The 22,624-nt window shown below is 44.1% G+C and carries 23 protein-coding genes and 1 tRNA gene; 17 read left to right on the top strand and 7 right to left on the bottom strand.

Features of this window, described 5'->3' with window-relative positions; translation table 11 throughout:
• Window positions 1-102 precede the first annotated feature (102 nt).
• Window positions 103-1,221, top strand: a complete 1,119-nt coding sequence (locus JRG66_RS01645; protein WP_265164009.1) for a glycosyltransferase — start codon at window positions 103-105, stop codon at window positions 1,219-1,221.
• A 74-nt stretch (window positions 1,222-1,295) separates the two neighbouring features.
• On the top strand, window positions 1,296-2,663 hold the full coding sequence (locus tag JRG66_RS01640; RefSeq protein ID WP_265164008.1) for an O-antigen ligase family protein: 1,368 nt from the start codon (window positions 1,296-1,298) through the stop codon (window positions 2,661-2,663).
• Between the two features lie 84 nt (window positions 2,664-2,747).
• Here the strand turns inward: JRG66_RS01640 and scpA are convergent, their stop codons facing one another.
• Genes scpA through JRG66_RS01610 form a run of 6 tightly spaced genes read right to left on the bottom strand, consistent with a single transcriptional unit; the run spans window position 2,748 to window position 8,867 of the window.
• On the bottom strand, window positions 2,748-4,823 hold the full coding sequence (scpA, locus tag JRG66_RS01635) for a methylmalonyl-CoA mutase (RefSeq protein ID WP_265164006.1): 2,076 nt from the start codon (window positions 4,821-4,823) through the stop codon (window positions 2,748-2,750).
• A 3-nt stretch (window positions 4,824-4,826) separates the two neighbouring features.
• Window positions 4,827-6,218, bottom strand: a complete 1,392-nt coding sequence (locus JRG66_RS01630) for a methylmalonyl-CoA mutase subunit beta (RefSeq protein WP_265164005.1) — start codon at window positions 6,216-6,218, stop codon at window positions 4,827-4,829.
• Between the two features lie 42 nt (window positions 6,219-6,260).
• Complete coding sequence (locus tag JRG66_RS01625) at window positions 6,261-6,578, bottom strand: FtsB family cell division protein (RefSeq protein WP_265164004.1); 318 nt, start codon at window positions 6,576-6,578, stop codon at window positions 6,261-6,263.
• Between the two features lie 18 nt (window positions 6,579-6,596).
• Complete coding sequence (gene udk / locus JRG66_RS01620) at window positions 6,597-7,205, bottom strand: uridine kinase (protein WP_265164003.1); 609 nt, start codon at window positions 7,203-7,205, stop codon at window positions 6,597-6,599.
• 49 nt (window positions 7,206-7,254) lie between these two features.
• Window positions 7,255-7,689 (bottom strand): c-type cytochrome, encoded by a 435-nt coding sequence (locus tag JRG66_RS01615; RefSeq protein ID WP_265164002.1) that lies wholly within the window; start codon window positions 7,687-7,689, stop codon window positions 7,255-7,257.
• Window positions 7,689-8,867, bottom strand: a complete 1,179-nt coding sequence (locus tag JRG66_RS01610; protein WP_265164001.1) for a PQQ-dependent sugar dehydrogenase — start codon at window positions 8,865-8,867, stop codon at window positions 7,689-7,691. Before JRG66_RS01610 ends, JRG66_RS01615 begins: the two co-directional genes overlap by 1 nt.
• A gap of 230 nt (window positions 8,868-9,097) precedes the next feature.
• On the opposite strand from JRG66_RS01610, the gene JRG66_RS01605 reads away from it, so the two are divergent.
• The 15 genes from JRG66_RS01605 (at window position 9,098) to JRG66_RS01535 (ending at window position 21,213) form a co-directional block, all read left to right on the top strand.
• On the top strand, window positions 9,098-9,379 hold the full coding sequence (locus tag JRG66_RS01605; protein WP_265164000.1) for a type II toxin-antitoxin system RelE/ParE family toxin: 282 nt from the start codon (window positions 9,098-9,100) through the stop codon (window positions 9,377-9,379).
• Between the two features lie 12 nt (window positions 9,380-9,391).
• Window positions 9,392-9,691 carry a HigA family addiction module antitoxin gene (locus JRG66_RS01600; protein WP_265163999.1) on the top strand — a complete coding sequence of 100 codons (300 nt, stop codon included), beginning with the start codon at window positions 9,392-9,394 and terminating at the stop codon, window positions 9,689-9,691.
• 265 nt (window positions 9,692-9,956) lie between these two features.
• Window positions 9,957-10,538 (top strand): Crp/Fnr family transcriptional regulator, encoded by a 582-nt coding sequence (locus tag JRG66_RS01595; protein WP_265163998.1) that lies wholly within the window; start codon window positions 9,957-9,959, stop codon window positions 10,536-10,538.
• A 189-nt stretch (window positions 10,539-10,727) separates the two neighbouring features.
• A complete protein-coding gene (locus JRG66_RS01590) occupies window positions 10,728-11,255 on the top strand; it encodes a YceI family protein (protein ID WP_265163997.1) in 528 nt (175 codons plus the stop codon).
• A gap of 45 nt (window positions 11,256-11,300) precedes the next feature.
• Entirely contained in the window at window positions 11,301-11,780 is a 480-nt protein-coding gene (locus JRG66_RS01585; RefSeq protein WP_265163996.1) for a hypothetical protein, read from the top strand.
• Between the two features lie 5 nt (window positions 11,781-11,785).
• Complete coding sequence (locus JRG66_RS01580; protein WP_265163995.1) at window positions 11,786-12,418, top strand: DsbA family oxidoreductase; 633 nt, start codon at window positions 11,786-11,788, stop codon at window positions 12,416-12,418.
• A gap of 57 nt (window positions 12,419-12,475) precedes the next feature.
• On the top strand, window positions 12,476-13,045 hold the full coding sequence (locus tag JRG66_RS01575) for a YceI family protein (protein WP_265163994.1): 570 nt from the start codon (window positions 12,476-12,478) through the stop codon (window positions 13,043-13,045).
• 86 nt (window positions 13,046-13,131) lie between these two features.
• Entirely contained in the window at window positions 13,132-13,578 is a 447-nt protein-coding gene (locus JRG66_RS01570) for a DoxX family protein (RefSeq protein ID WP_265163993.1), read from the top strand.
• Window positions 13,579-13,968: 390 nt separating this feature from the next.
• Window positions 13,969-14,043 (top strand) — tRNA-Pro (locus JRG66_RS01565).
• Between the two features lie 261 nt (window positions 14,044-14,304).
• Window positions 14,305-15,843, top strand: a complete 1,539-nt coding sequence (locus JRG66_RS01560; RefSeq protein WP_265163992.1) for a YifB family Mg chelatase-like AAA ATPase — start codon at window positions 14,305-14,307, stop codon at window positions 15,841-15,843.
• Window positions 15,844-15,851: 8 nt separating this feature from the next.
• Window positions 15,852-17,003 carry a DUF2891 domain-containing protein gene (locus tag JRG66_RS01555; RefSeq protein ID WP_265163991.1) on the top strand — a complete coding sequence of 384 codons (1,152 nt, stop codon included), beginning with the start codon at window positions 15,852-15,854 and terminating at the stop codon, window positions 17,001-17,003.
• 89 nt (window positions 17,004-17,092) lie between these two features.
• Entirely contained in the window at window positions 17,093-17,833 is a 741-nt protein-coding gene (gene pxpA / locus JRG66_RS01550; protein WP_265163990.1) for a 5-oxoprolinase subunit PxpA, read from the top strand.
• Window positions 17,830-18,555: a 5-oxoprolinase subunit PxpB gene (pxpB, locus tag JRG66_RS01545; protein ID WP_265163989.1), complete on the top strand. Its 726-nt coding sequence runs from the start codon at window positions 17,830-17,832 to the stop codon at window positions 18,553-18,555. The genes pxpA and pxpB overlap by 4 nt, the downstream gene beginning before the upstream one ends.
• Entirely contained in the window at window positions 18,552-19,424 is an 873-nt protein-coding gene (locus JRG66_RS01540; protein WP_265163988.1) for a 5-oxoprolinase subunit C family protein, read from the top strand. The genes pxpB and JRG66_RS01540 overlap by 4 nt, the downstream gene beginning before the upstream one ends.
• A gap of 265 nt (window positions 19,425-19,689) precedes the next feature.
• Window positions 19,690-21,213 carry a bifunctional GNAT family N-acetyltransferase/carbon-nitrogen hydrolase family protein gene (locus JRG66_RS01535; protein ID WP_265163987.1) on the top strand — a complete coding sequence of 508 codons (1,524 nt, stop codon included), beginning with the start codon at window positions 19,690-19,692 and terminating at the stop codon, window positions 21,211-21,213.
• Here the strand turns inward: JRG66_RS01535 and JRG66_RS01530 are convergent, their stop codons facing one another.
• The gene (locus JRG66_RS01530; protein WP_265163986.1) at window positions 21,214-22,617 is read right to left on the bottom strand and encodes an aldehyde dehydrogenase; all 1,404 of its coding nucleotides are present in this window, start codon (window positions 22,615-22,617) and stop codon (window positions 21,214-21,216) included.
• Window positions 22,618-22,624 lie beyond the last annotated feature (7 nt).

Below are 22,624 nucleotides of genomic sequence, written 5' to 3'. Positions count from 1 at the left end.
ATTTAAAAAGGATTGAAATTAAAAATTGAAAACGAATGCACCCTGAACGTTTAACGCTGAACGTTTGCAGAATGCACCTTGAACGTTAAACGTTGAACAATAATGAAAAGGGAATATCATAATGAGCCAGGAATCAACATGCGTGTCCTACAGTTAATCGACAGCCTGCGCCCCGGCGGCGCCGAACGCATGTCCGTCAATTATGCCAATGCCCTGGCAAAGCGGATTGACGGTTCTTTTCTCTGCTGTACTCGTATGGAAGGTTTACTGAAAAGCCAGCTGGCACCGCAGGTAGGTTACCTTTTCCTGGAGAAACGAAGCCGTTTTGGGTTAAAAGCACTTTTTAAACTGAGAAGTTTTGCAAGGAAGAACAAAATAAACATCATTCAGGCCCACGGCAGCTCCTGGTTTATGGCTGTACTGCTAAAAATTTCTCTTCCAAAAGTGAAACTGGTGTGGCATGACCATTTTGGAGAAAGAGCGGAAAAAAAATTAAAGCCAGGGATATTATCTATTTTTTCGCGATACTTCGACGGAATTATTTGTGTTAACTCCCAACTCAAAGATTGGGCTGAAAAGAATTTGAATTGTAAAAAAGTAAGTTATATCCCCAATTTTCCATCCCGTCTTGTTGAAGGTGGAGCGTTACCAGGGCTTAATGTGACAGAGGGTTTTAAAATAGTGCATTTGGCCAATTTAAAACAGCCCAAAGATCACCTGACCCTTCTCAAGGCCTTTCAAATATTGGTAGAGATCGATTCTTCTGTCAGTCTGCATTTAATAGGAAAGGAGGAAGAAGATCTCTATTCCAAAGAATTAAAAAAATTCCTGAAAGAGAATGGCTTGAATGAGAAAGTTCATTTTTACGGAGAGCAGGGGAAGGTTGCGGATTTTTTGGCCCAGGCCGATGTTGGGGTACTTTCTTCTTCTTCAGAAGGTTTGCCTGTTGCCCTGCTTGAATATGGTCTTGCAGGTTTGCCGGTGGTTTGCACCGCGGTAGGAGAGTGCGAAGCTGTAGTGGGAGGTAATGGCCTGGTGGTCCCGCCTAAAGATGCTGAAGCCTTTTTTAAAGCACTGCAATACTACTTTGAAAATGAAATAGAGAGGAACCGGGATGCGGTTGCCTTTCAAAAAAGGGTTTTTCAAAATTATTCTGAAGAACAGGTAGTAGAACAGCTTTTAGATTTTTTAAAAGAGTTGTATGTTCATCAGGAGAAATAAAAAAGTATTGTTGATTAAAGAAGATATTGTTGAGAAACAGGAGATCACCTAAAGTTATTCAGAAACTCTTACAGGTGGAGTACATAAAGCTGTTGCTGCTTCATATAGGTATAGCTTTTGCAATTTACCTGTATGAGCCTCTTTCCATGCTTTATTTCTTCTCAGTTTTTGCTTACTTCATATTTATCATACTTCAAAAAAAGAATAAGAACAATGAAGCCTTAATGGCAGCCGCGTATATTGCGGGAGTTGAAATTTTTTGGAGGATGACCGGAGGAGCTATTTTCTATGAGACAGGAAAATATGCTGTAATAATTTTTCTGCTTATCGGTATGCTTTTTAAAGGAGCTTCCGCAAAGACAACACCTTTCTGGCTTTACCTGTTGATTCTTGTTCCGGGGATTGTAATTGCTTCCCTTAACCCCGATTATGATGAGGTGTTTCGAAAAGCAGTGGCATTTAATCTCAGTGGACCTGTTTGTCTCGGGGTCTCAGCTGTCTACTGTTATTACAAGAAAATCTCAAGAAAAGATTTTCAGAGGGTCCTGTTAATGTTATTATTACCCATAATAACTAATATGTTCTACCTCTATTTTTATACCCCAAGTTTGCAGGAGATGGTCATTAACATAGGTGCAAATTATGCAGCTACTGGAGGATACGGTCCAAACCAGATTGCCACGATAATGGGAATGGGATGTTTATTATTAGTCATTCGTCTGTTTGACATTAAGGGGAAATTGGTCAACCTTGTTGATCTGGGATTGTTGGGTATGATGAGCTACAGGGCTTTGATCACTTTTTCCAGGGGAGGAATAGTTACTGCAGTGATATGTGCCGTGGCTTTTATTATGCTTTTGTACTACAAACAAGACCGAAGAGAGCAAAGGCAATTACAATTGAAAGTTATTTTTCTGGGAGGAGTTCTTTTTGCTTCCTGGGCATTTTCGGCAGCCGGAAGTTCGGGTTTGATAGTGAATAGATGGACCGGGAAAGACGCAAGGGGTAGAGAGAAGGAAGATTTGACTACCGGAAGAGTAGACCTCTTGTCGACTGAACTTGAAGCTTTTTATCATAATCCGGTAGTCGGAGTTGGGGTGGGAAAAGCTAAATCTTATAGAGAAAAAGAACTGGGAGAAGAAATTGCTACGCACAGTGAAGTGAGCAGGCTCCTTTCTGAACATGGTTTATTAGGTCTTCTGGGAGTTACAATTTTAGTGGTTGTACCTTTACTCTTCTGGCTGAAATTTAAAAATAACTACTTCTTTCTTTGCTTTATGTTGTTCTGGTTTCTCACCGTAAACCACTCTGCCATGAGAATAGCACTCCCCGCATTTGTTTATGGGCTGGCATTATTGTATATAGTTGAAGATAAAAGAACCGATAGAAGGATCATAATTAACGAAAGAAAACCCGGCTTAGTTGGAAGTTCTCACTCCTGAGGTTCTCAGTTCAATTTTGCTTATCTCAGGTTTTGTAAATTTAGAACAATAGCATTGATATCCGTTAGCCATTACTGACCAACCTTAGTCAATCAAGATCTCTAGCAGTTGAATGGCCGCTTCACTAATCTTTGTTCCGGGGCCAAAAACGGCTACGGCACCTGCGTCAAAGAGGAACTGGTAGTCCTGTGACGGGATCACCCCGCCTACAATTACCATAATATCTTCCCTGCCGTGTTTCCTGAGTTCTTCAATCACCTGTGGCACCAGTGTTTTGTGCCCTGCAGCCAGAGAAGAAACTCCCAAAATGTGCACGTCGTTTTCCACGGCTTGTTTTGCAGCTTCTGCCGGGGTTTGGAAAAGTGGCCCAATATCCACGTCAAAACCAACATCGGCATAACCTGTAGATACTACTTTGGCACCACGGTCATGCCCGTCCTGTCCCATTTTTGCCACCATGATCCTGGGGCGTCGGCCTTCCTGTTCAGCAAACTTGTCGGCCATTTCTCTCGCCTTTTTAAAGGAAGCATCGTCTTTGATCTCTTTTGAATACACTCCGCTAAATGATTTTATCTGTGCTTTGTACCTGCCGTAAACTTCTTCCAAAGCATCGCTTATCTCCCCAAGGCTTGCGCGCTTACGGGCGGCATCTACAGCCAGCGCCAGGAGGTTTTCCTGCCCCGATCTTGCTGCTTCGGTGAGTTTTTGAAGCGCCTGTTTTACTGTTTCATTGTTCCTGTCGGCTTTCAGCTGATTAAGCCGCTCAATTTGCTGCCTTCTCACCGACTGGTTATCTACCTCCAGGGTCACGATGGGGTCTTCTTTTTCCCTGCGGTATTTGTTTACCCCTACAATTATATCCTGGCCGCTGTCAATCCTTGCCTGCTTAATGGCTGCGGCTTCTTCTATTCTTAGCTTTGGAATTCCGGCCTCGATGGCTTTGGTCATACCGCCCAGCTCTTCCACTTCCTGGATAAGCTCCCAGGCCTTATGGGCGATCTTGTCTGTGAGTTCTTCCACATAATAACTACCAGCCCATGGGTCTACAGTCCGCGTGATCTGGGTTTCCTGCTGCAGGTGCAGCTGGGTGTTCCTGGCAATCCTGGCAGAGAAATCTGTGGGCAGGGCGATAGCCTCATCAAGGGCATTGGTGTGTAAACTCTGGGTGCCCCCAAAAGCAGCAGCGGCAGCTTCTATAGAAGTACGTGCCACGTTGTTGAAAGGATCCTGCTCGGTCAAACTCCAGCCGCTGGTCTGGCTATGCGTTCTAAGCGCGAGGGATTTTTCGTTTTTCGGGTTGAACTGTTTCACCAGTTTTGCCCACAGCATCCTGGCTGCACGCATTTTGGCGATTTCAGTAAAATGATCTAAACCTATGGCCCAGAAGAAGGACAGGCGCGGTGCAAAACTGTCGATGTTCATCCCGGCTTCGAGGCCTTTTCGGATGTATTCTAGTCCGTCGGCTAAAGTGTAGGCCAGTTCGATCTCACTGGTGGCACCTGCTTCCTGCATGTGGTACCCCGAGATACTAATGCTGTTAAAGCGGGGCATATTTTTGGAGGTGTACTCAAAAATATCAGAAATGATCTTCATCGAAGGAGTGGGAGGATAGATGTAGGTGTTTCGCACCATAAACTCCTTTAAAATGTCATTTTGAATGGTTCCTGAAAGCAGTGCAGGTTTTACGCCCTGTTCCTCGGCAGCCACGATGTAGAACGCGAGTATGGGCAGTACCGCCCCATTCATGGTCATGGAAACCGACATCTGGTCTAGCGGGATCTGGTCAAAGAGCACCTTCATGTCTTCTACCGAGTCTATGGCCACCCCTGCTTTCCCAACGTCTCCCACCACTCTTTCGTGGTCACTGTCGTACCCGCGGTGGGTGGGAAGGTCAAAGGCTACCGAAAGCCCTTTTTGTCCCGCAGCGAGGTTGCGGCGGTAAAAGGCGTTACTTTCCTCGGCGGTTGAGAACCCGGCGTACTGGCGAATGGTCCAGGGCCGCATCACGTACATGGTGCTGTAAGGCCCCCGCAGGTAAGGCGGAATTCCCGCAGCAAAATTGAGATGAGGCAGATCCTTGTACTCGCAGGCATTTTCGGGTCTTTTGGAATCTTTTTTAATATTTTTCAGTTTTAAATGCTGAAGATCCTTTCTGCTCATATCTTATTTTTCGCCGTTAGTACTTGCTTCCTGCTGTAATCTTTCCTGTTCTGTTTTTTCTGATAAACGTTTTTCAATCACCGGCTGCAGCAGCGTCTTTCGCGGTTTTTGCTTCACGAACGGATACAGCTCCAGCTCGTCTTTCATCCTGTCCTGCGCATTAGGATATTTGTTGGTTCCCACCAGTACCAGTTTGCCTTCATCAAAAGCCTGCTGTTCGTTGGCTGCACTTTCAGAAATTTTCTTCTGAATAATTCCCTCTTTTAATTGAGTGACAAAGCCACCGCCTTTCTCAATATTCTTGAAAATATCCAGGGCTTTATCGGCCATTTCGTGCGTAAGGGTTTCAATATAGTAGCTGCCTTCAGCAGGATTGGCCACTTTCTCAAAGTAGCTTTCGTGCTTAAGGATCAGTAACTGGTTACGGGCTATGCGGCTTCCAAAGTGGTTGTTTTTATGGTAAATGGCGTCATAGGCCATATTGCAAACGCTGTTTGAGCCGCCAAGCACTGCACTCATACATTCGGTAGTGGTGCGCAGCAGGTTTACATTGTAATCGTAAAGGGTTTTGTTGCGGCGGGTGGGCTGTGAAAGTATGTCGCAGCCGGTATCAAGACCATATTCGCTGCTAAGGGTTGAAAATAAAAGGCGCAGTGCCCTTATTTTGGCAATCTCAAAAAAGTAATTTGGCCCTACCGAAACAAGGAACTGGAATTTTGCCCTTTTTGACTCCCCAGCTCTTTCATTAATGTGATTCAGATATTCATTGAGGTGAGCCATGGCGTAGGCCAGCTGCTGCGGAATGGTAGCACCGGCATTTTGATAAAGCCCGGTATCGACAGAAATAAAAGATTCAAGGTTATGGCATTTTTGGAGCAGGGTGTCAAGAAGTTGGTAGTCTTCCTGCTGATTTTTGTACCAGTTGCCGCTGCGGGCAAGATTTCCTATAATGTCAAACTGAAGGAAAACCTTTGAACCTGGCCTTACCTGCTCATCCAGCTTTAGGAAAAATTCTTCGGAAGCAACTTCAGGCTTCAGGTATATGGGAACTTCAGGATTTAGGCCTTCAAAAAGCTGTTTTAGCTCGATTTCTTCGGAAGGAAGTATAAACCAGATGCTTTCGGCGCCTTTCCGAAGGGATTCATGGGCTTTTTTATTGGCTTTTTCAGCAGAAGAGACATAGATCTGCTGGGTGACGTTCCATTTTAAAGGACTTCCAGGCTGAATGGGCTCTGGTGATTCTTCGGCATGGTAAAAAGGCTTTACATTGATGCCATCAAGAGATTTCCACACCAAAGCTTCATTGTAATCGGCTCCCTTCAGGTCATACTGTATCTTCTGTTTCCATTGTTTGGCCGATACTTCTTCAAATTCACTGAATAAATTCTCTCTCATTTCCATAAAATTAAAGGGCCTCTAAAATGCCATTTTTGGCACCTAATCTACTGCTTCCTTATACTCAATGATAAAGATCTCTTCATTTTCCCTCTTCATGAAATATTCCTGCCGGGCAAATTTTTCAAGCTCGAGGGAATCGTTAAGATTATCCATTATGGCTTTGTCGCGTGAGATCTCGTTGAGGTAGTATTCCTTGTTCTTTTTCAGGTCGTCGATCTCAAGGTCGAGTTCTCGGTGAATCAACCAGGAATTACTGTCAAGGAAGAGCATCCAGAAGCAAAAAGCCGCCAGCACCAGCGTATATTTGTTGGCAAAGATGCGTACCCATCTATTGTTGCGGATGTCTTTTAGCTTCATAACCCGAAATATACAAAATTACAGTAAACGCTGGCGAATGATTGTTTGTACAATATCAACAGCTACAGTATTGTAGCGATTGGTAGGGATTATGATGTCGGCAAATTCTTTGGTGGGCTCTATGAACTGCTGGTGCATGGGCTTAAGCGTGGTTTGGTACCTGTTCAAAACCTCTTCGAGGTCACGGCCTCTTTCGGCAATATCGCGCTTAAGTCGGCGTATAAGGCGCTCATCACTATCGGCATGTACGTAGATCTTGATGTCAAACATCTCCCTAATGTCGGGGTGGGTGAGGATGAGGATCCCCTCAACGATGATCACCTTGCGCGGCTCTATGGTAATGGTTTCCCCCGTGCGGTTGTGCTGCTTGAAAGAATACACGGGCTGCTGAATGTTTTTGCCTGCTTTAAGATCTTTAAGGTGGGAGACCAGCAAATCAAAATCTATAGATTTTGGATGATCAAAATTGATCTTGGTACGCTGCTCGTAAGTGAGGTGACTGGTGTCCTGGTAGTAGGAATCCTGAGAGATCACATCTACTTCTTCATTTTTGAGCTCTTCTATAATCTGATTTACAACAGTAGTTTTTCCGCTCCCGGTACCTCCGGCAATTCCAATGATCAACATATTTTAATTTTCGGCAAAGGTAATTATTTACCGATTTAATAAATATGGTTTATTTTTTTATAGCGGCTACTTCTTCTTCGGTCACCTCGCTGTTAAGGCTGTTGCCCCAGGAATTGTTGATGTAGTTCATCACATCGGCAATTTCGTGGTCGCTTAAGCCCAAAGCAGGCATGAGGTTGTCGTATTTCTCGCCATTGACCTTAATTGGGCCGCGCAGGCCATATTTAATAGCGTGTATAGATTCTTCCTGCTTTTCTTTAATCCAGTTTGAATTCTGAAGCGGTGGAAAAACACCTTTTATGCCTTCCCCGCCCGAGAGATGGCAGGAAGCACAAAAGTTGTTGTACACCCGGGCGCCGCGCGAAATACTTTCTTTCATTTGCGGAGAGAATTCCACCCGGGCGGTTTCTTCAGTTTTTTCTTCGGAAGAATTCTTGCATCCGCATAAAACTAGCAGCAGGCAGGCCGTTAAGAGTTTCTTCATTACTGTTGCTTCGGAATAATTCTAACAATACCTTTTCCTTCTACCGAAACATACAGGTCACCTTCAGGCGATTGTACAATATCGCGAACCCTGCCAATTTGCTCAAGAATTTTCTCACGGGCGGTCACGGTTTTACCATCAATCGATAAATGCTCCACGTACTGGAACTTTAGGGAACCCACCAACAGGTCTCCCTGAAGTTCTGGATATTTGTTTGAAGTTACATGTACAAAACCACTTGGGGCAATTGAAGGAACCCAGTAATAAAGCGGATCTTCAAAATCTGGCCCCGAAGTTTCATCGGTGAAGGATGTGCCGTCATAGTTAATTCCGTAGCTTACCAGTGGCCAGCCGTAATTAGCAGCTTTTTTTACCACATTAATCTCGTCGCCTCCCTGTGGGCCGTGTTCATGAACCCAAATCTCGCCTGTGCTTTCATTGTAGATCATTCCCTGCGGATTCCTGTGACCGTAAGAATAAATGGCGTCCAAGGCTTCTTCCTGTCCTACAAATGGATTGTCCTGCGGAATGCTGCCGTCAAGGTTGAGCCTGTACACTTTTCCGCCGTCGCGGGTAAGGTCCTGCGGGTTTACGTCGCGATCGCCGCGGTCACCCACGCTAAAGAACAAATGCCCCTGCCCGTCAAAAGAAATCCGGGAGCCAAAATGCTGACCACGGGTAGAATTAGGCGTGGCCTTATAAAGAACTTCTTTACTGGTTAACTGATTGTTCTCCAGTTTTGCACGCATTAAAGCCGTATTGCCACCTTCGCCTTCACCTTCTTCGGAAGCATAGGTAAAATAGATCCAGCCGTCACTTTCATAATTAGGGCCAACGGCTACATCAAGAAATCCGCCCTGGCCGCGGTTGTACACCTGGGGTGCGCCCTGTACCTGTTGTTTTTGGCCATCTTTAAAGTGGATAAGTTCCCCGCTTTTTTCGGTGATAAGGATGCTGCCATCGGGCAGGAAATCCATACCCCATGCAATCTCAAGATCGGGAACTACCACTTCGTATTCATATTCGGCTGTAGTGAGTTCTTCTTCAGGGATGGTCACTGGAGAATTCCCCACAATAGTGTCATTGTCTATCACCTCGCCGGGTTCCTGTGTTTTCCCGTTATTTTCGCCGCAGGCAATAAAACCAAGGGCAAGGCTAAGAATAAAGAGTCTTTTCATCTTAAGGTTTTTATAGATTGGTTGAACCTCCCGTAAAAGGGAACTTCAAAGATAATAAGAAAAACATGAAGATTGGAAATGGGCTTAAGGGCGAAAAAGAGCACGCCCGATATGCCTTTTTTGAGAGGGAAGAAAAGCCCGGAAGGAGCAGTTAAAGAGCAAGGTTTTTATCGTACATATTTTTTCTTTTTACTTATCTTTGGCGTTAGTACCGTTTAACAATATTAATTGTGATAAAATCATTTGCAGACAAGGAAGCTAACAAGATTTGGCATGGCACCCAGTTAAGAAAGCTTCCTGCTAATTTTCAGAACGTGGCTCGAAGAAAATTAAGAATGATAAATAACGCTCAAAACATAAATGACTTGAGAATTCCTCCAGCTAACCACTTAGAAAAACTGAGCGGAAACCTGGAAGGTTTTTATAGCATTAGAATTAACAAGCAATGGAGAATAATATTCAAATGGAAGAATGACAGTGCATTTGAACTTCAAATCATTGATTACCATTAAAAAGAAAGGAATATGATAAAACTAGAAAACATACATCCCGGAGAAATTTTAAAGGAAGAATTTTTAGATCCGATGGAGATATCAGCTTATAGACTTTCCAAGGAAACCTTTATTCCCCAAACCCGAATTAGTGAGATCATTAAAAAGAAAAGAAGAATAACTGCCGATACGGCACTTCGGCTCTCAAAATATTTTGGGACAACTGCAAAGTTTTGGTTAGGCTTACAGGATGATTACGATCTGGAAGAAGAAAAAATCTTAAAGCAGGAAGAGTTGAGTAATATAAAGCCTTTGGAAAATAACCCGGCCTAACTCTGTACGTTTTAAATCGGGGATTTTGAAGTTAGATTTGCAGGAATTTATATCCTTAACAAAGGCTTTAAAGCTTCAACATCACGCAAAAAGCTACTTCCCTTCTCATTTTAGAAGACTGCTGTGAAAACAAAGGAGACATTTAAAACTCCTGAAGTGTCAAAAATGGCATTTTATAAGCTTATTCCATCATAGAAGCAGGTGATGAAAAGCGGATATAGCCTCGGAAATTATATCTATCTTTAGCCCATATTTCGCTTTTGCCATGTTTGAATTTCTACAAAAAAAGGTCAATGATACCATCACGGTAAGTGAAGAGGAATTCGAGTATGCAAAAACCTTGTTTCAGCCTAAAAAACTTCGGAAAAGGCGCTTCATCCTGGAAGATGGAGATGCCTGTATCTACACCATTTTTGTAGAAAAAGGGCTGCTTAGGAGTTTTACCATAGATGAAAAAGGCAACGAACACATTCTGCAGTTTGCCCTTGAAGGCTGGTGGAGCGGAGACCTTTACAGCTTCCTGACAGGCGAAGCTTCAGAATATAATATTGAGGCCCTCGAAGACAGTGAGCTTTTGCTCATCACCAAAGAGTCATGGGACCAATTGCTTGATGAAGTCCCGGCTTTTGAGCGCTATTTCCGGATTCTTATCCAGAACAACCTGATTGCCACCCAACGCCGGCTCATGGGAACTTTTAGTACCACGGCCGAGGAGCGTTACCAGAAAATGCTGAAGCAGTTCCCCGATGTGATTCAGCGGGTGCCACTTCACATGATTGCCTCATACCTTGGGGTGACACGCGAAACGCTAAGCCGTATTCGCAGCCAGATTACTTCGGGTTCATAAAAATACTCCTCAAAAATGTCATTTTTGACTTCTGTCTTTCAAATTCAGTTGTGTACTGGTTTGAAAATGAGTCTTTCCGCAGAAAACCGTGACATAGATCACGTTCATTTATTATCATAGGTCATTGGCCACGGCAAGCATCGCCCGTAAATTTGCCTTGTAAATAATTAATCATTTAAAACAAAAGATATGGCAAGTACAAAATGGAACATCGACCCAACCCACAGTGAAGTAACTTTTAAGGTAAAGCACCTAATGATCTCTACCGTTACAGGGAAGTTCAAAGTTTTTGAAGGTGGTGCCGAAAGTGAGGGCGATGAATTCAAAAAAGTGAACAATGTTGAATTTAAGGCCGATGTAAAATCTATAGACACCAGCAATGAGCAAAGGGATGAACACCTTAGATCTGGCGATTTCTTTGACGTTGAAAAATATCCTTACCTTGTTTTTAAGGCTGAAAGCTTTGATGTGAACAATGATACGGTTGAAGGCGAGCTTACTATAAAAGATGTGACCAAAACCGTTGTTCTTGATGTTGAGTATGGCGGACAGGTGGTAGATCCTTACGGACAAACCAAAGCCGGATTGACCGTTTCGGGAAAAATTAGCCGAAAAGAATTCGGGTTGACCTACCATGCTGTGACCGAAGCAGGAAACGTGGTGCTGGGTGACCAGATAAAAATAAATGTTGAAGTTCAGTTTGTAAAAGAAGCTTAATTTCATTCAAAGTTAAAGCGCGGGCAACACTAAAAAATGAAGAAGATGGTGAAGAAAACAATAGCAGTTATTGGAGATACCGGGAAGTTTTGCCCTGCTCTCACAAAAGCGGCGGTACAGCAGGACTTGCGCCTGCTGTTTATCTCCCACAATGAAGAGGTGGTCTCTAAGGTGAAGGCCCAGCTGGAAGAATTAAAAAAACCTACCGAAGTAGAATTTATTTCGTGCGAGAAGGAAGGTTGCTGGGAAGCCGAGATTATTGCTTTTACCAGGCCCGAAGAGATTGAACCTGTTCTTTTTGAAAGGATCAGGCAGGTTTCGACCCAAAAAACTGTTGTGGTCATTTCTCATCGACCCGTAAAGACTTCGGAACACGAAAAATTTTGTTTTCAGGAACTGCTGCCGCATTCAAGGCTGGTAGAGCTGGAAATAAAAGGTTCAGAATTCCGCGTTTTTGGAAGGAATTTAGAAGCAAATCAATATGTACAGGAGTTCTTTGAAGCTGCCGGTTACCAACAAAAATAATATATATGGAAGTCAAAATCTGGTCAGACGTTAGATGTCCTTTCTGTTATATAGGAAAGAAGAAATTTGAAGCTGCGCTCGAAAAATTTGAGCATAAAGATAAGGTGAAGGTCACCTGGAAGAGCTTTCAGCTTGACCCGGCTCTACAAACAAGAACAGACATCAACACGCTTGATTACTTTGTGGAAACCAAAGGGGTTACCAAAGAGCAGGCCAGGCAAATGTTGAGCGGGGCCACGCAAATGGCAAAGGAAACAGGCCTTGATTTTCATCTTGAAGATTCGGTGCTGGCAAATTCCTTCAAAGCCCATAAACTCATTCAGATGGCGAAATCAAAAGATCTGGGTAACGAAATAGAAGAAGCCCTGTTCAAAGCCCATTTTGAAGCCTCAAAGAACATAGATGATCCTGAAGTTCTGGTGGCGACAGCCGCTTCAATAGGAATGGATGAGGCCGGGGTTAAAGCCATGCTGAATTCTGATGACTTTGAATACGAAGTAAAACAGGATGAGCTGGAAGCGCGGAATATTGGGGTACGCGGAGTGCCATTTTTTGTGTTTGACGACCGTTACGCCATTTCGGGAGCGCAACCTGCCGAAGCTTTTCTGGAAACACTCCAGAAAACCATGAACCCTTAGCAATTAACAATTACAAGAAACTAAAAATCACAAACTCTAATCAAAAACTTTAAACAAATGAAAAAATTACTTTCTCTTTTAACTATTGCTTTTTTAAGTACAGGCGTGTTTGCTCAAACCACCTGGAAGGCCGATAAAGCCCACTCACAGGTTTCCTTCGGAATTACGCACATGACAATTTCGGAAGTTGAAGGCCTTTTCAATGAATTTGATGCTACGATCGAAGCTTCCGAAGAAGATTTCAGCGATGCGAAATACACAGTGGAGATCCAGGTTCCTTCTATAGACACCGGGGTGGAGATGAGGGACAACCACCTTAAAAACGCCGATTTCTTTGATGCTGAAAAGTATCCAAAAATGACATTTGTAAGCACTTCTTCAGAAAAAGTTGGCGAAGGTAAATACAAAGTGACAGGAGACCTTACTTTTCATGGCGTGACCAAGCCTGTAACGCTTGAGGTTTGGCACCGCGGTACCGTAAAAGATCAAAAAGGGAATTTGATTACAGGTTTTGCCATAAGCGGGGACGTAAAAAGATCTGATTTTAACCTGGGACCCGATTTTCCTGAAGCAGTATTGAGCGACAAGGTGGTAATAGACGTTGACGCCGAATTTAAGAAAGCTTAAAAATAGTATTTTTGGGGTCGGGGACCTTCAAAATGTTTCCCCTACAAAACAATTCTGGTTTCCGGCTCCTTTAAATCATAAACGATATGCTGCATACATTTTTCAATAGAAACTATACAAACATCCAGGTAGATGTGGTGCTGTTGTTGCTAAGAATAGGCGTTGGGGCAATGATGCTGGTTCACGGCCTGCCAAAGCTCGAGCTGTTAATGGCAGGAGGAGAGGTGCAATTTCCCGGCGTGATGGGTATGAACCCTACACTTTCACTAATCCTTGCGGTATTTGCCGAATTTTTCTGCTCCATTTTACTAATCCTTGGGCTTACAACAAGGTTTGCCACAATCCCTTTAATGATTACCATGCTGGTGGCAGTGTTTGTGATTCACGCAAATGATCCTTTCGCAAATCAGGAACTGGGGCTGCATTATTTATTGACGTACCTCGCCTTACTTATATTGGGGGCAGGTAAGTTCTCTGTTGATGCTTTCCTGATAAGGAATGTGGAGAAGCAACAGCCGGCCAATTCATTATAATAATGCCTTAAAAAGCTTATTTTTAGAAGGTTTTCCTGGGCAAATTGGTTTTTATCAGGAAACAACAACTGGAGGAGAGCCCCTGAAAATTTATTTACTTCAGTAAATTTTCAAAAAAGAGCAGGAATTGGGCTTCAATGCCAACTACTTTCTTATATTTGCAGCCGCTAAACAAATTCAGGATTCAGGATTTACGCCTGTTGGAATTTGAAAACTGTTTATTGAAATTTATCAGCATAAGCTGATATAGGGCTTAGTTCTTCTCCAGATTTATCTGGAAATTTGCTCAGGATAAACTCCTGACCGGTTATCGTGCCTGCTTTGGCAGATAATTGGAATTGGGAAATTTTAAAATATTGAATTTTGAATTAACTGCTTTAGCTGTTAATTCGGGGTGTAGCGTAGCCCGGTTATCGCGCCTGCTTTGGGAGCAGGAGGTCGCAGGTTCGAATCCTGCCACCCCGACTTTTTTAACAAATAATCTTCTTTAAAGCCCTGTAAACACAGGGCTTTCTTTTTTTGTATTGAGGTGTTCCGATATTTGGAGTCAATCTCAAAAGTTCCGGTTTAGCTGGATATCCAAAGTTATCTCCCTCAAAAAAATCCATACTTTCCAGAATTACCTTCCAAACAAAATCTGGTCTAAAAGATCTACTTGTTGTTTAAACAGAACATTAAGATCTTAAGCCGAAATTTTTACTACTTTTAGTCAAAAGATTTTATTTAATGCTGGTAAAGGTATACGGTAGTGCGGTTTTTGGCGTTGAAGCCACCACCATCACGGTGGAAGTAAACGTTGATACCGGCATTGGATACCACCTGGTAGGACTTCCCGATATTGCCGTAAAAGAAAGCAGTTTCAGGATTGCCGCGGCTCTTAAAAACGTGGGATATTCGCTTCCGGGGAAAAAAATCACCGTAAACATGGCTCCTGCCGATCTTAGGAAAGAGGGCTCTGCTTACGACCTCACCTTTGCCATGGGCATTTTAATGGCTTCAGGGCAAATAAAAGCAACTAACATAGGCGATTATATCATTATGGGGGAACTCTCTCTTGACGGGAGCCTGCAACCCATAAAAGGGGCTTTGCCTATAGCCATCAAGGCCAAGGAAGAGGGTTTTAAAGGTTTTATTCTTCCGAAGCAAAATGTGAAAGAAGCTGCTATTGTTAGTGGCCTGGAAGTGTATGGTATTGAAAATATAGATGAGATCATCCGCTTTTTTGACAAAGGGGAAGCCCTGGACAGAACCGAAATTGATACCAGGAAAGAGTTTTACCAGGAGCTGGAAAACCCGGAGCACGATTTTGCCGATGTTAAAGGGCAGGAATCTATCAAACGCTGTATGGAAATTGCTGCAGCGGGTGGGCATAATATTATTTTAATTGGTCCGCCGGGAGCGGGAAAAACCATGCTGGCAAAGCGGCTGCCGAGTATCCTGCCGCCCATGACCCTGCACGAAGCTTTGGAAACTACAAAGATTCACAGTGTGGTGGGAAGGGTAAAAGAAAATGTAGGGCTTATGGCTCACCGGCCTTTCAGGAGTCCGCACCACACGATAAGCGACGTCGCATTGGTAGGCGGGGGGGCTTATCCGCAACCTGGAGAGATTTCTCTGTCCCATAATGGGGTCCTGTTCCTCGATGAACTTCCGGAGTTCAAAAGAAGTGTTTTAGAGGTGATGAGACAGCCTTTGGAAGACAGGGAAGTGACTATTTCTAGGGCAAAATTCACCGTGACATACCCTTCAAGTTTTATGCTGGTGGCAAGTATGAACCCAAGCCCCAGCGGATACTTTAACGATCCCGGCTCTCCTGCCACATCTTCCCCGGCCGAAATGCAGCGGTATTTAAGCAGGATAAGCGGACCATTACTAGACAGGATCGATATACATATTGAAGTTACACCGGTTCCTTTTGAAAAACTTAGCGATGAAAGGCGTGGGGAGAGCAGCCTGGAAATAAGAAAAAGGGTGATCGCCGCAAGACAAAGGCAAACCGAAAGATTTGCAGATAATGATAAGGTGCATTACAATGCACAAATGAATGTAAAACAGATCAGGGAGCATTGCGCGCTTGATGCAGATTCCATGAACCTGCTAAAAGTGGCTATGGAGCGGCTCAACCTTTCTGCCCGCGCCTATGACCGAATTTTAAAAGTATCCCGTACCATTGCCGATTTAGAGGATTCAGAAAAAATTAAAGGAGCTCACATAAGTGAAGCCATACAATACCGCAGCCTCGACAGGGAAGGCTGGCTTGGATAATTTATAGTATGAAAAAGAGATTTTTAGTGATCGCTGCGTTTGCAGTAATAGCCTGTAAAGGTAATGATGAAACCCAGGTAAATGAAGGTGTTGAAACAGACTCTACTCTTGTAGATGAAGTTGTGGCCATACTCGAACCTTCAAAGGCCGTTACTTTAACTGTAGAGGAGGCCAATAAGCTGGCCAGGCTTCCACTTAACTGTATTGGGGTTGAATATCCTAACAAGCTCAACCAGACCCTCGCCGAAGCCGGCGACATTGGTGAGCCCCGGGAGCTGCACCCCGCATTTTACGGGTGTTTTGACTGGCATTCTGCCGTGCATGCACACTGGTCGCTCGTTAAGCTTCTGAAAAAATTCCCCGAAATGAAGAAAGCCGAAAAGATTCGGGAAGTTTTAAAGAATTCTCTTACCGCCGAAAATATTAAACAGGAAGTGCAATACTTTAGTCGGGAGCAGGAAGGAAGTTTTGAGCGCACCTATGGCTGGGCATGGGTTTTAAAACTGGCCGAAGAGCTGCACACCTGGGACGATCCGTTAGCAGCAGAGCTCCGTGCCAACCTGCAGCCCCTTACCAATCTTATGGTGCAAAAGTTTGAAGAATTTCTTCCAAAGCTAAACTACTCCATCAGGGTTGGGGAACACACCAATACGGCCTTTGCTTTGTCTTTGGCGCACGATTATGCCTCGACTGCAGGAGATGAAGACCTGCAAATGCTGATCGAGAAAAGGGCCAAAGATTACTATTTAAACGACGATAACTGCCCTATTGAATGGGAACCGGGCGGATTCGATTTTCTGTCGCCCTGCCTTGCTGAAGTAGATATCATGCGACGCGTGCTTCCGCGGAAAACTTTTGACCTGTGGATGCAGGATTTCCTTCCGCAGTTGCAAAAAGAAGATTTTAGCATGGAAGTAGCCGAAGTAAGTGACAGGACCGACGGGAAACTGGTGCACCTCGACGGGCTCAATTTTAGCCGGGCCTGGGTCTTCTACGGCCTCGCCAATCAATATCCCGAGCAGTACGGGCATTTGAGGGCCCTGGCCAACGAGCATGTGGCTTACTCTTTTCCAAACCTGGTGGGCGACAGCTATGAAGGCGGCCACTGGCTTGGTAGCTTTGCTCTTTACGCCATACAGGAAAGTAATAAGAAAATGTAAGGGCCGAAATTGTGAATTCTGCTCCCGGACGATCTTTATCCATTGTTCCGGTTGCAAGGCTATTTATAAAGATTTAGAGAGCTATTACAATGAAAAAAGTACACATAAACTGCGATCTTGGAGAAGGAGGGGAGCATGACGAACAGCTCATGCCGCACATATCTGCCTGTAATATTGCCTGCGGCGGCCATGCAGGAACGCTTGAGACTATGCAGCATACGGTTGATCTGGCTATGGAACACGGCGTTGAAATAGGGTCTCATCCGTCGTATCCCGATAAAGAAAACTTCGGAAGGCTTTCTATTCCCATGGAAAAAGAGGAGCTAAAAAGAAGCCTGGTCGCACAAATTATGAGCCTGAAGCAGATTGCCGAAGCTGAAGGGGCCGTACTTACCCATGTGAAACCTCACGGGGCACTTTATAACGACGCTTTTCACAATGCTGAAGTCGCCCAAATTATCGTAGATGCTATCCTGGAATTTGGGAAAGAACTTGTGCTTTACGTGGCTGAAGGTTCTGTAATAAGTGAGTTGGCAAAAGCAAAATTACAGCTGAAATTTGAAGCCTTTGCCGACAGGAATTACAATGTAAACGGCAGCCTTGTGAACCGGCAGGAACCCGGTGCCTTAATCACCAAAAAAGAGGAGGTGCTGCAGCACCTTTTGACCATGGTGTCTAATCGAAAAATCACCACTCAAAAAGGCCAGAAAATTAACACTTTTGCCAGCACGTTTTGCCTGCACGGCGATACTCCCAATTCGGTAGAAATTCTTGAATATCTCCACAGGGAATTACCTGCCAAAAATATCGAAATCTACAAAGCTCGATGAGTGACTTTCCGAAGATAAAGAGAATGGGTGAGGGGGCTGTTTTGGTAGAATTTGAACCAGAAATTTCTCCCGAAATCCTTGAGAAAGTAGTAAAGTTGAAGAAATTCCTTCAGGAAAAATTAATTAAACAAAAGGTTGAGGTAATAAGTGCATATAACTCATTAATAATTAATTACCTGTTATGTATAGAGGATGTTTATAATGAGGTTTGTGCCCTTTTGGAAGAGTTTTCAGGAGCTAATATAGATGAAATTATTGAATCTGAATTATTTCACGTTCCGGTGTGTTATGATGATGTTTTTGGACTTGATCTCGGGGAGATATCCAAAGCGAAAAACCTGTCGGAAAAGGAAATAATCCGCTTGCATTCTTCGGTAGATTACCTGGTGTATTTTACGGGTTTTTTGCCCGGCTTTTTATACCTGGGAGGGCTGCCTAAAAAACTTCATTTTTCCCGTAGATCCCATCCCCGGAAAAAGGTGCGGAAAGGGGCTGTGGGAATTGGTGAAAAACAGACGGGAATTTACCCGCAAACCAGTCCCGGCGGATGGAATATTATTGGCAATTCGCCGGTAAAATTATTTGATCCGGGAGCAGATAAACCATGTAAGATTTCGGCGGGTGACAGGCTGAGGTTTTACCAGGTAGACCTGGAGGAGCATCAAAGAATTTTGGAACTGGTGAAAAGAGGGGAATTCAGTATAAAATCTGAAAAACTATGATGGCGCAGGTGGAAATTATACAGCCGGGATTATACAGCAGCATTCAGGATTTGGGTAGGTACGGCTATCGCGGATTTGGGGTGCCCACATCGGGAGCCATGGACAGGCAGGCGGCAAAACTCGCCAACCTTCTGCTGAAGAATGAACCAGAGGCCGCGCTGCTCGAAATCACGCTGCAGGGGCCAAAAATGGCATTTTTTGGGGCTGCTAAAATTGCCATTACGGGAGCCCGGCTCTCTCCGGAACTCGACGGCGTGGAACTGGAAAACAATCAGGTGGTGAACGTGCTGCCGGGGCAGGTGCTTGGCTTCGGAAAAAGAAAAAGTGGCTATAGGGCTTACCTGGCGATCAAAGGCGGCTTTCAAACCGGGAAAGTGCTTGGCAGCAGAAGCTGGTATGCCGGTGTAACTCCAAACAGCCGACTGGAAAAGGGCATGAAATTGCCTTTTTTGGAGACTGAGCCCGAATCTGTTTCCAGATTTTCTTCGGTTAAAGTTGATGAGCACATCGCTTCGGTAGTAGTTGAGGCATTACCTGGGCCCGAGTTTGAGCTGCTTCAGCCTTCAGAAAAAGAAGCGCTTCAAAAATGGCGTTTTTCAGCAGCAAAAGAGAGCAATCGTATGGGAATTCAGTTTCAGGAAAAACTGGAGAACAAGCTGGAGGCGATTCTTACAGGGCCGGTGCTTCCCGGTACGGTGCAGCTCACGCCTTCGGGTACTTTAATCGCATTGATGAGAGACGGGCAAACTACCGGTGGTTATCCCCGAATTCTTCAGTTAACAGAGACAGGAATAAATACTTTGGTTCAGAAATTGCCGGGTGAAAAGTTCGGGATAAAGCTGCTTGAGTACAGCCAATTCAAAAAATAGAAGGTGCCATTTCCATAAGGTTGTTTAAATCCCCTACACTTTAAACATCCCGAAAATGACACCCTTCTTTACTAGATTAGGTAGTATAAATTTAATCAAACTCGATATAAAACGGGTAATTTTCTCTAATGATTTAATGATTTGAAGTAAGAAAAATCCTGAATGTGTTAGAGCGGACTAATCAATAGGGCCTTAATAAATTTCTCTGCTGCTGAATATTTTTAAAGCAGCGGCGAAAGAAATATCTTTGTAAAAAAAATTGTAAGTGATAGATTCTGCTAAAATTGAATTGCGAAACCTGAGTGTTAAAGACTATAAGGAATTAAAGATCTCGATGATTGAGAGCTACGATGCCATGCCTAATGAGTATTGGAGCGAGAAGGAGATCAAAAACCTGATCAAGAAATTTCCCGACGGGCAATTTTGTATAGTGATCAACGAAAAGATCGCAGGCTGCGCCTTGTCGATCATCGTTGATTATAATAAATTCGACGACAATCATACTTATGAGCAGATCACCGGGGGCGAAAATTTCTCTACCCACACCAAGAGTGGAGATGTGCTTTACGGGATAGATGTGTTCATTCACCCCGAATTTAGGGGGATGCGGCTGGGACGAAGGCTTTATGAGGCCAGAAAGGAACTCTGTGAACACCTAAACCTTAAATCTATCATTTTTGGGGGGCGAATTCCCAATTATGCCGAATATGCCGAAGAATTTACGCCCAAGCAGTATATTGAGAAGGTGAAAGTGAAGGAAATACACGATCCCGTACTTTCTTTCCAGCTCTCTAACGACTTTCACGTGAAAAAAGTGATCAAGGGATATTTGCCGGGAGATCATGAAAGTAAGGAGTTTGCCACGCTCATGGAGTGGAACAATATTTACTACACCAAGCCCGATAAGCTTATCAATACAGCAAAGACAGTGGTGCGCCTGGGCCTTGTGCAGTGGCAAATGCGGTTGTTCAAGGATTTTGAAGCCCTGGTGTCTCAAATTGAATTTTTTGTAGATGCGGTAAGTGACTATCAGAGTGACTTTATCCTGTTCCCCGAGCTCTTTAATGCGCCTTTAATGGCCGAGTACAACCACCTAAATGAAGCCGAAGCTATCCGCTCCCTGGCTTCATATACCGATAAACTGCTGGAGACTTTTGTAGATTTCGCCATTACCTACAATATCAATATCATTACCGGGAGCATGCCGCAAATTATTGGGGAGCACATGTACAACGTGGGCTATTTGTGCCGTCGCGACGGAAGTTACGAGCGCTATGAAAAATTACATATTACTCCGGCCGAAGGTTCTGCCTGGGGGATGAAAGGTGGCAGCCAGTTAAAAACCCTCGACACCGATTGTGGTAAAATTGGGGTGCTTATTTGTTATGATGTTGAATTTCCGGAATTGGGAAGATTACTGGCCGAGCAGGGAATGAACATACTTTTTGTGCCTTTTATGACCGATACCCAAAATGGTTATTCCAGGGTGAGGCTGTGCGCCATGAGCCGGGCCATAGAAAATGAATGTTATGTGGCAATAGCCGGATCTGTAGGGAACCTCCCAAAGGTGAACAATATGGATATTCAGTACGCGCAGAGTGCCGTATTCACGCCATCTGACTTCTCATTTCCGGTAAACGGAATTAAAGCTGAAGCCACTCCCAATACTGAAAGTACGCTGCTTGTAGATGTTGATCTTGACCTGCTCAAGGAGCTGCACACTTTTGGAAGCGTTAGAAACCTGAAAGACCGCCGTAAAGATCTATATTCCCTTAAACTGAAGAAATAGTTAAAGCCTTTTCATCACTTTTTTAATGAGCGGGAGTTTCCCACCATAAGGAGCATAACGTAGCGGGATATCTATCCAGGTTGCCCGTTTGCTAACGCTCTTTTTGTGCGTGAAAGTGTCAAAAGAGAATTTGCCGTGGTAGCCGCCGTAGCCGCTGCTGCCCACCCCGCCAAAAGGCAGGTTCTTATTGGCGATATGCACCACCACATCATTAACAGCACCCCCTCCAAAACGGTATTTTTGAAGGGTTTTTTCTGAAAAATCTTTGTCTTCAGTAAAAACGTAAAGCGCAAGGGGATCGGGATAATGGCTGATGATCTTATGAATTTCTGATTCTTCTGAATAGGACAGGACCGGGAGGATGGGGCCAAAGATCTCATCCTGCATCACATCAGCTTCCAGGGAAGGCTCGTTGAGCAGGGTGGGTGCGATATAATTATCACCGGGAGCAGTTTCCCCGCCTGTGATAATGGTTTGGCCCTCAAGCATTGCCTGCAGCCTTTCAAAATTCTTCTTATTGATGATCCTCGCATAATCTGGCGACTTTTTTATCTCCTCGCCAAAGGCAGCATTAATTTCCTTTTTTACGGCCTCGGTAAATTCTGTTTTCTTTCGTTTATCTATCAGGATGTAATCGGGGGAAATACAGGTTTGTCCGGCATTTATGAATTTTCCCCAAACAATTCTTTTCGCTGCCAGACCAATTTTAGCCGACTCATGAATGATACAGGGATTTTTTCCGCCGAGTTCGAGAGTTGCGGGCGTAAGATTGGGGGCTATGGCTTTGGCCACAATTCTTCCTACCGGAACGCTTCCGGTGAAGAAGACGTAATCCCATTTCTGTTTTAGCAATACTTCCGAAGTTTCAACGCCTCCCAATACTACTGCAGCCTGTTCTTCAGGAAAAACTTCAGCAAATATATCTTTGGTGAGTTGAGAAGTTGCGGGAGCGTATTCACTGGGTTTGATCACAACGGTATTTCCCGCTGCAAGTGCGCCAATGGCCGGAGATACACTTAACTGAAAAGGATAATTCCACGGTGCCAGCACCAGAACTTTTCCGAAGGGCTGTGGGTATATGTAATCTTTTGATGGAAAATTGAGAAAAGTGCTCTTTACCTTTTGAGGTTTTACCCACTTCTTCAGTTTTTTTATAGTGTATTTGAGTTCGCTAAGAATGAGGGCGGTTTCGGTCGCGTAGGTCTCGAATTCGGGCTTTCTGAAATCGGCAAAAAGGGCGGCGGCTATTTCTTTTTCCCTGCTTTCAATCGCCTTCTGGAGGGCCTTTAATTTTGATATTCTTTCAGTAACATCTAGTGTGTTACCGGTCTCAAAAAAGGCATTTTGAGAGCTGAGCAGTGTAGGAATGTCAACTGCTGCTATATTGTTGATTTCTTCAGCCATAATTTTT

The sequence above is a fragment of the Salinimicrobium tongyeongense genome, assembly GCF_026109735.1.
In the GTDB taxonomy this organism is placed as follows: Bacteria; Bacteroidota; Bacteroidia; order Flavobacteriales; family Flavobacteriaceae; genus Salinimicrobium; species Salinimicrobium tongyeongense.
This window is presented reverse-complemented; position numbering and strand designations above follow the sequence as displayed.

Bases quoted from the DNA above. Each gene is read 5' to 3' on its own strand.
- JRG66_RS01645 (WP_265164009.1), top strand. From the start codon at position 103: ATGAAAAGGGAATATCATAATGAGCCAGGAATCAACATGCGTGTCCTA.
- scpA (WP_265164006.1), bottom strand. From the start codon at position 4,823: ATGAGCAGAAAGGATCTTCAGCATTTAAAACTGAAAAATATTAAAAAA.
- JRG66_RS01630 (WP_265164005.1), bottom strand. From the start codon at position 6,218: ATGAGAGAGAATTTATTCAGTGAATTTGAAGAAGTATCGGCCAAACAA.
- JRG66_RS01625 (WP_265164004.1), bottom strand. From the start codon at position 6,578: ATGAAGCTAAAAGACATCCGCAACAATAGATGGGTACGCATCTTTGCC.
- udk (WP_265164003.1), bottom strand. From the start codon at position 7,205: ATGTTGATCATTGGAATTGCCGGAGGTACCGGGAGCGGAAAAACTACT.
- JRG66_RS01615 (WP_265164002.1), bottom strand. From the start codon at position 7,689: ATGAAGAAACTCTTAACGGCCTGCCTGCTGCTAGTTTTATGCGGATGC.
- JRG66_RS01610 (WP_265164001.1), bottom strand. From the start codon at position 8,867: ATGAAAAGACTCTTTATTCTTAGCCTTGCCCTTGGTTTTATTGCCTGC.
- JRG66_RS01600 (WP_265163999.1), top strand. From the start codon at position 9,392: ATGATAAAACTAGAAAACATACATCCCGGAGAAATTTTAAAGGAAGAA.
- JRG66_RS01595 (WP_265163998.1), top strand. From the start codon at position 9,957: ATGTTTGAATTTCTACAAAAAAAGGTCAATGATACCATCACGGTAAGT.
- JRG66_RS01590 (WP_265163997.1), top strand. From the start codon at position 10,728: ATGGCAAGTACAAAATGGAACATCGACCCAACCCACAGTGAAGTAACT.
- JRG66_RS01585 (WP_265163996.1), top strand. From the start codon at position 11,301: ATGGTGAAGAAAACAATAGCAGTTATTGGAGATACCGGGAAGTTTTGC.
- JRG66_RS01580 (WP_265163995.1), top strand. From the start codon at position 11,786: ATGGAAGTCAAAATCTGGTCAGACGTTAGATGTCCTTTCTGTTATATA.
- JRG66_RS01575 (WP_265163994.1), top strand. From the start codon at position 12,476: ATGAAAAAATTACTTTCTCTTTTAACTATTGCTTTTTTAAGTACAGGC.
- JRG66_RS01570 (WP_265163993.1), top strand. From the start codon at position 13,132: ATGCTGCATACATTTTTCAATAGAAACTATACAAACATCCAGGTAGAT.
- JRG66_RS01560 (WP_265163992.1), top strand. From the start codon at position 14,305: ATGCTGGTAAAGGTATACGGTAGTGCGGTTTTTGGCGTTGAAGCCACC.
- JRG66_RS01555 (WP_265163991.1), top strand. From the start codon at position 15,852: ATGAAAAAGAGATTTTTAGTGATCGCTGCGTTTGCAGTAATAGCCTGT.
- pxpA (WP_265163990.1), top strand. From the start codon at position 17,093: ATGAAAAAAGTACACATAAACTGCGATCTTGGAGAAGGAGGGGAGCAT.
- pxpB (WP_265163989.1), top strand. From the start codon at position 17,830: ATGAGTGACTTTCCGAAGATAAAGAGAATGGGTGAGGGGGCTGTTTTG.
- JRG66_RS01540 (WP_265163988.1), top strand. From the start codon at position 18,552: ATGATGGCGCAGGTGGAAATTATACAGCCGGGATTATACAGCAGCATT.
- JRG66_RS01530 (WP_265163986.1), bottom strand. From the start codon at position 22,617: ATGGCTGAAGAAATCAACAATATAGCAGCAGTTGACATTCCTACACTG.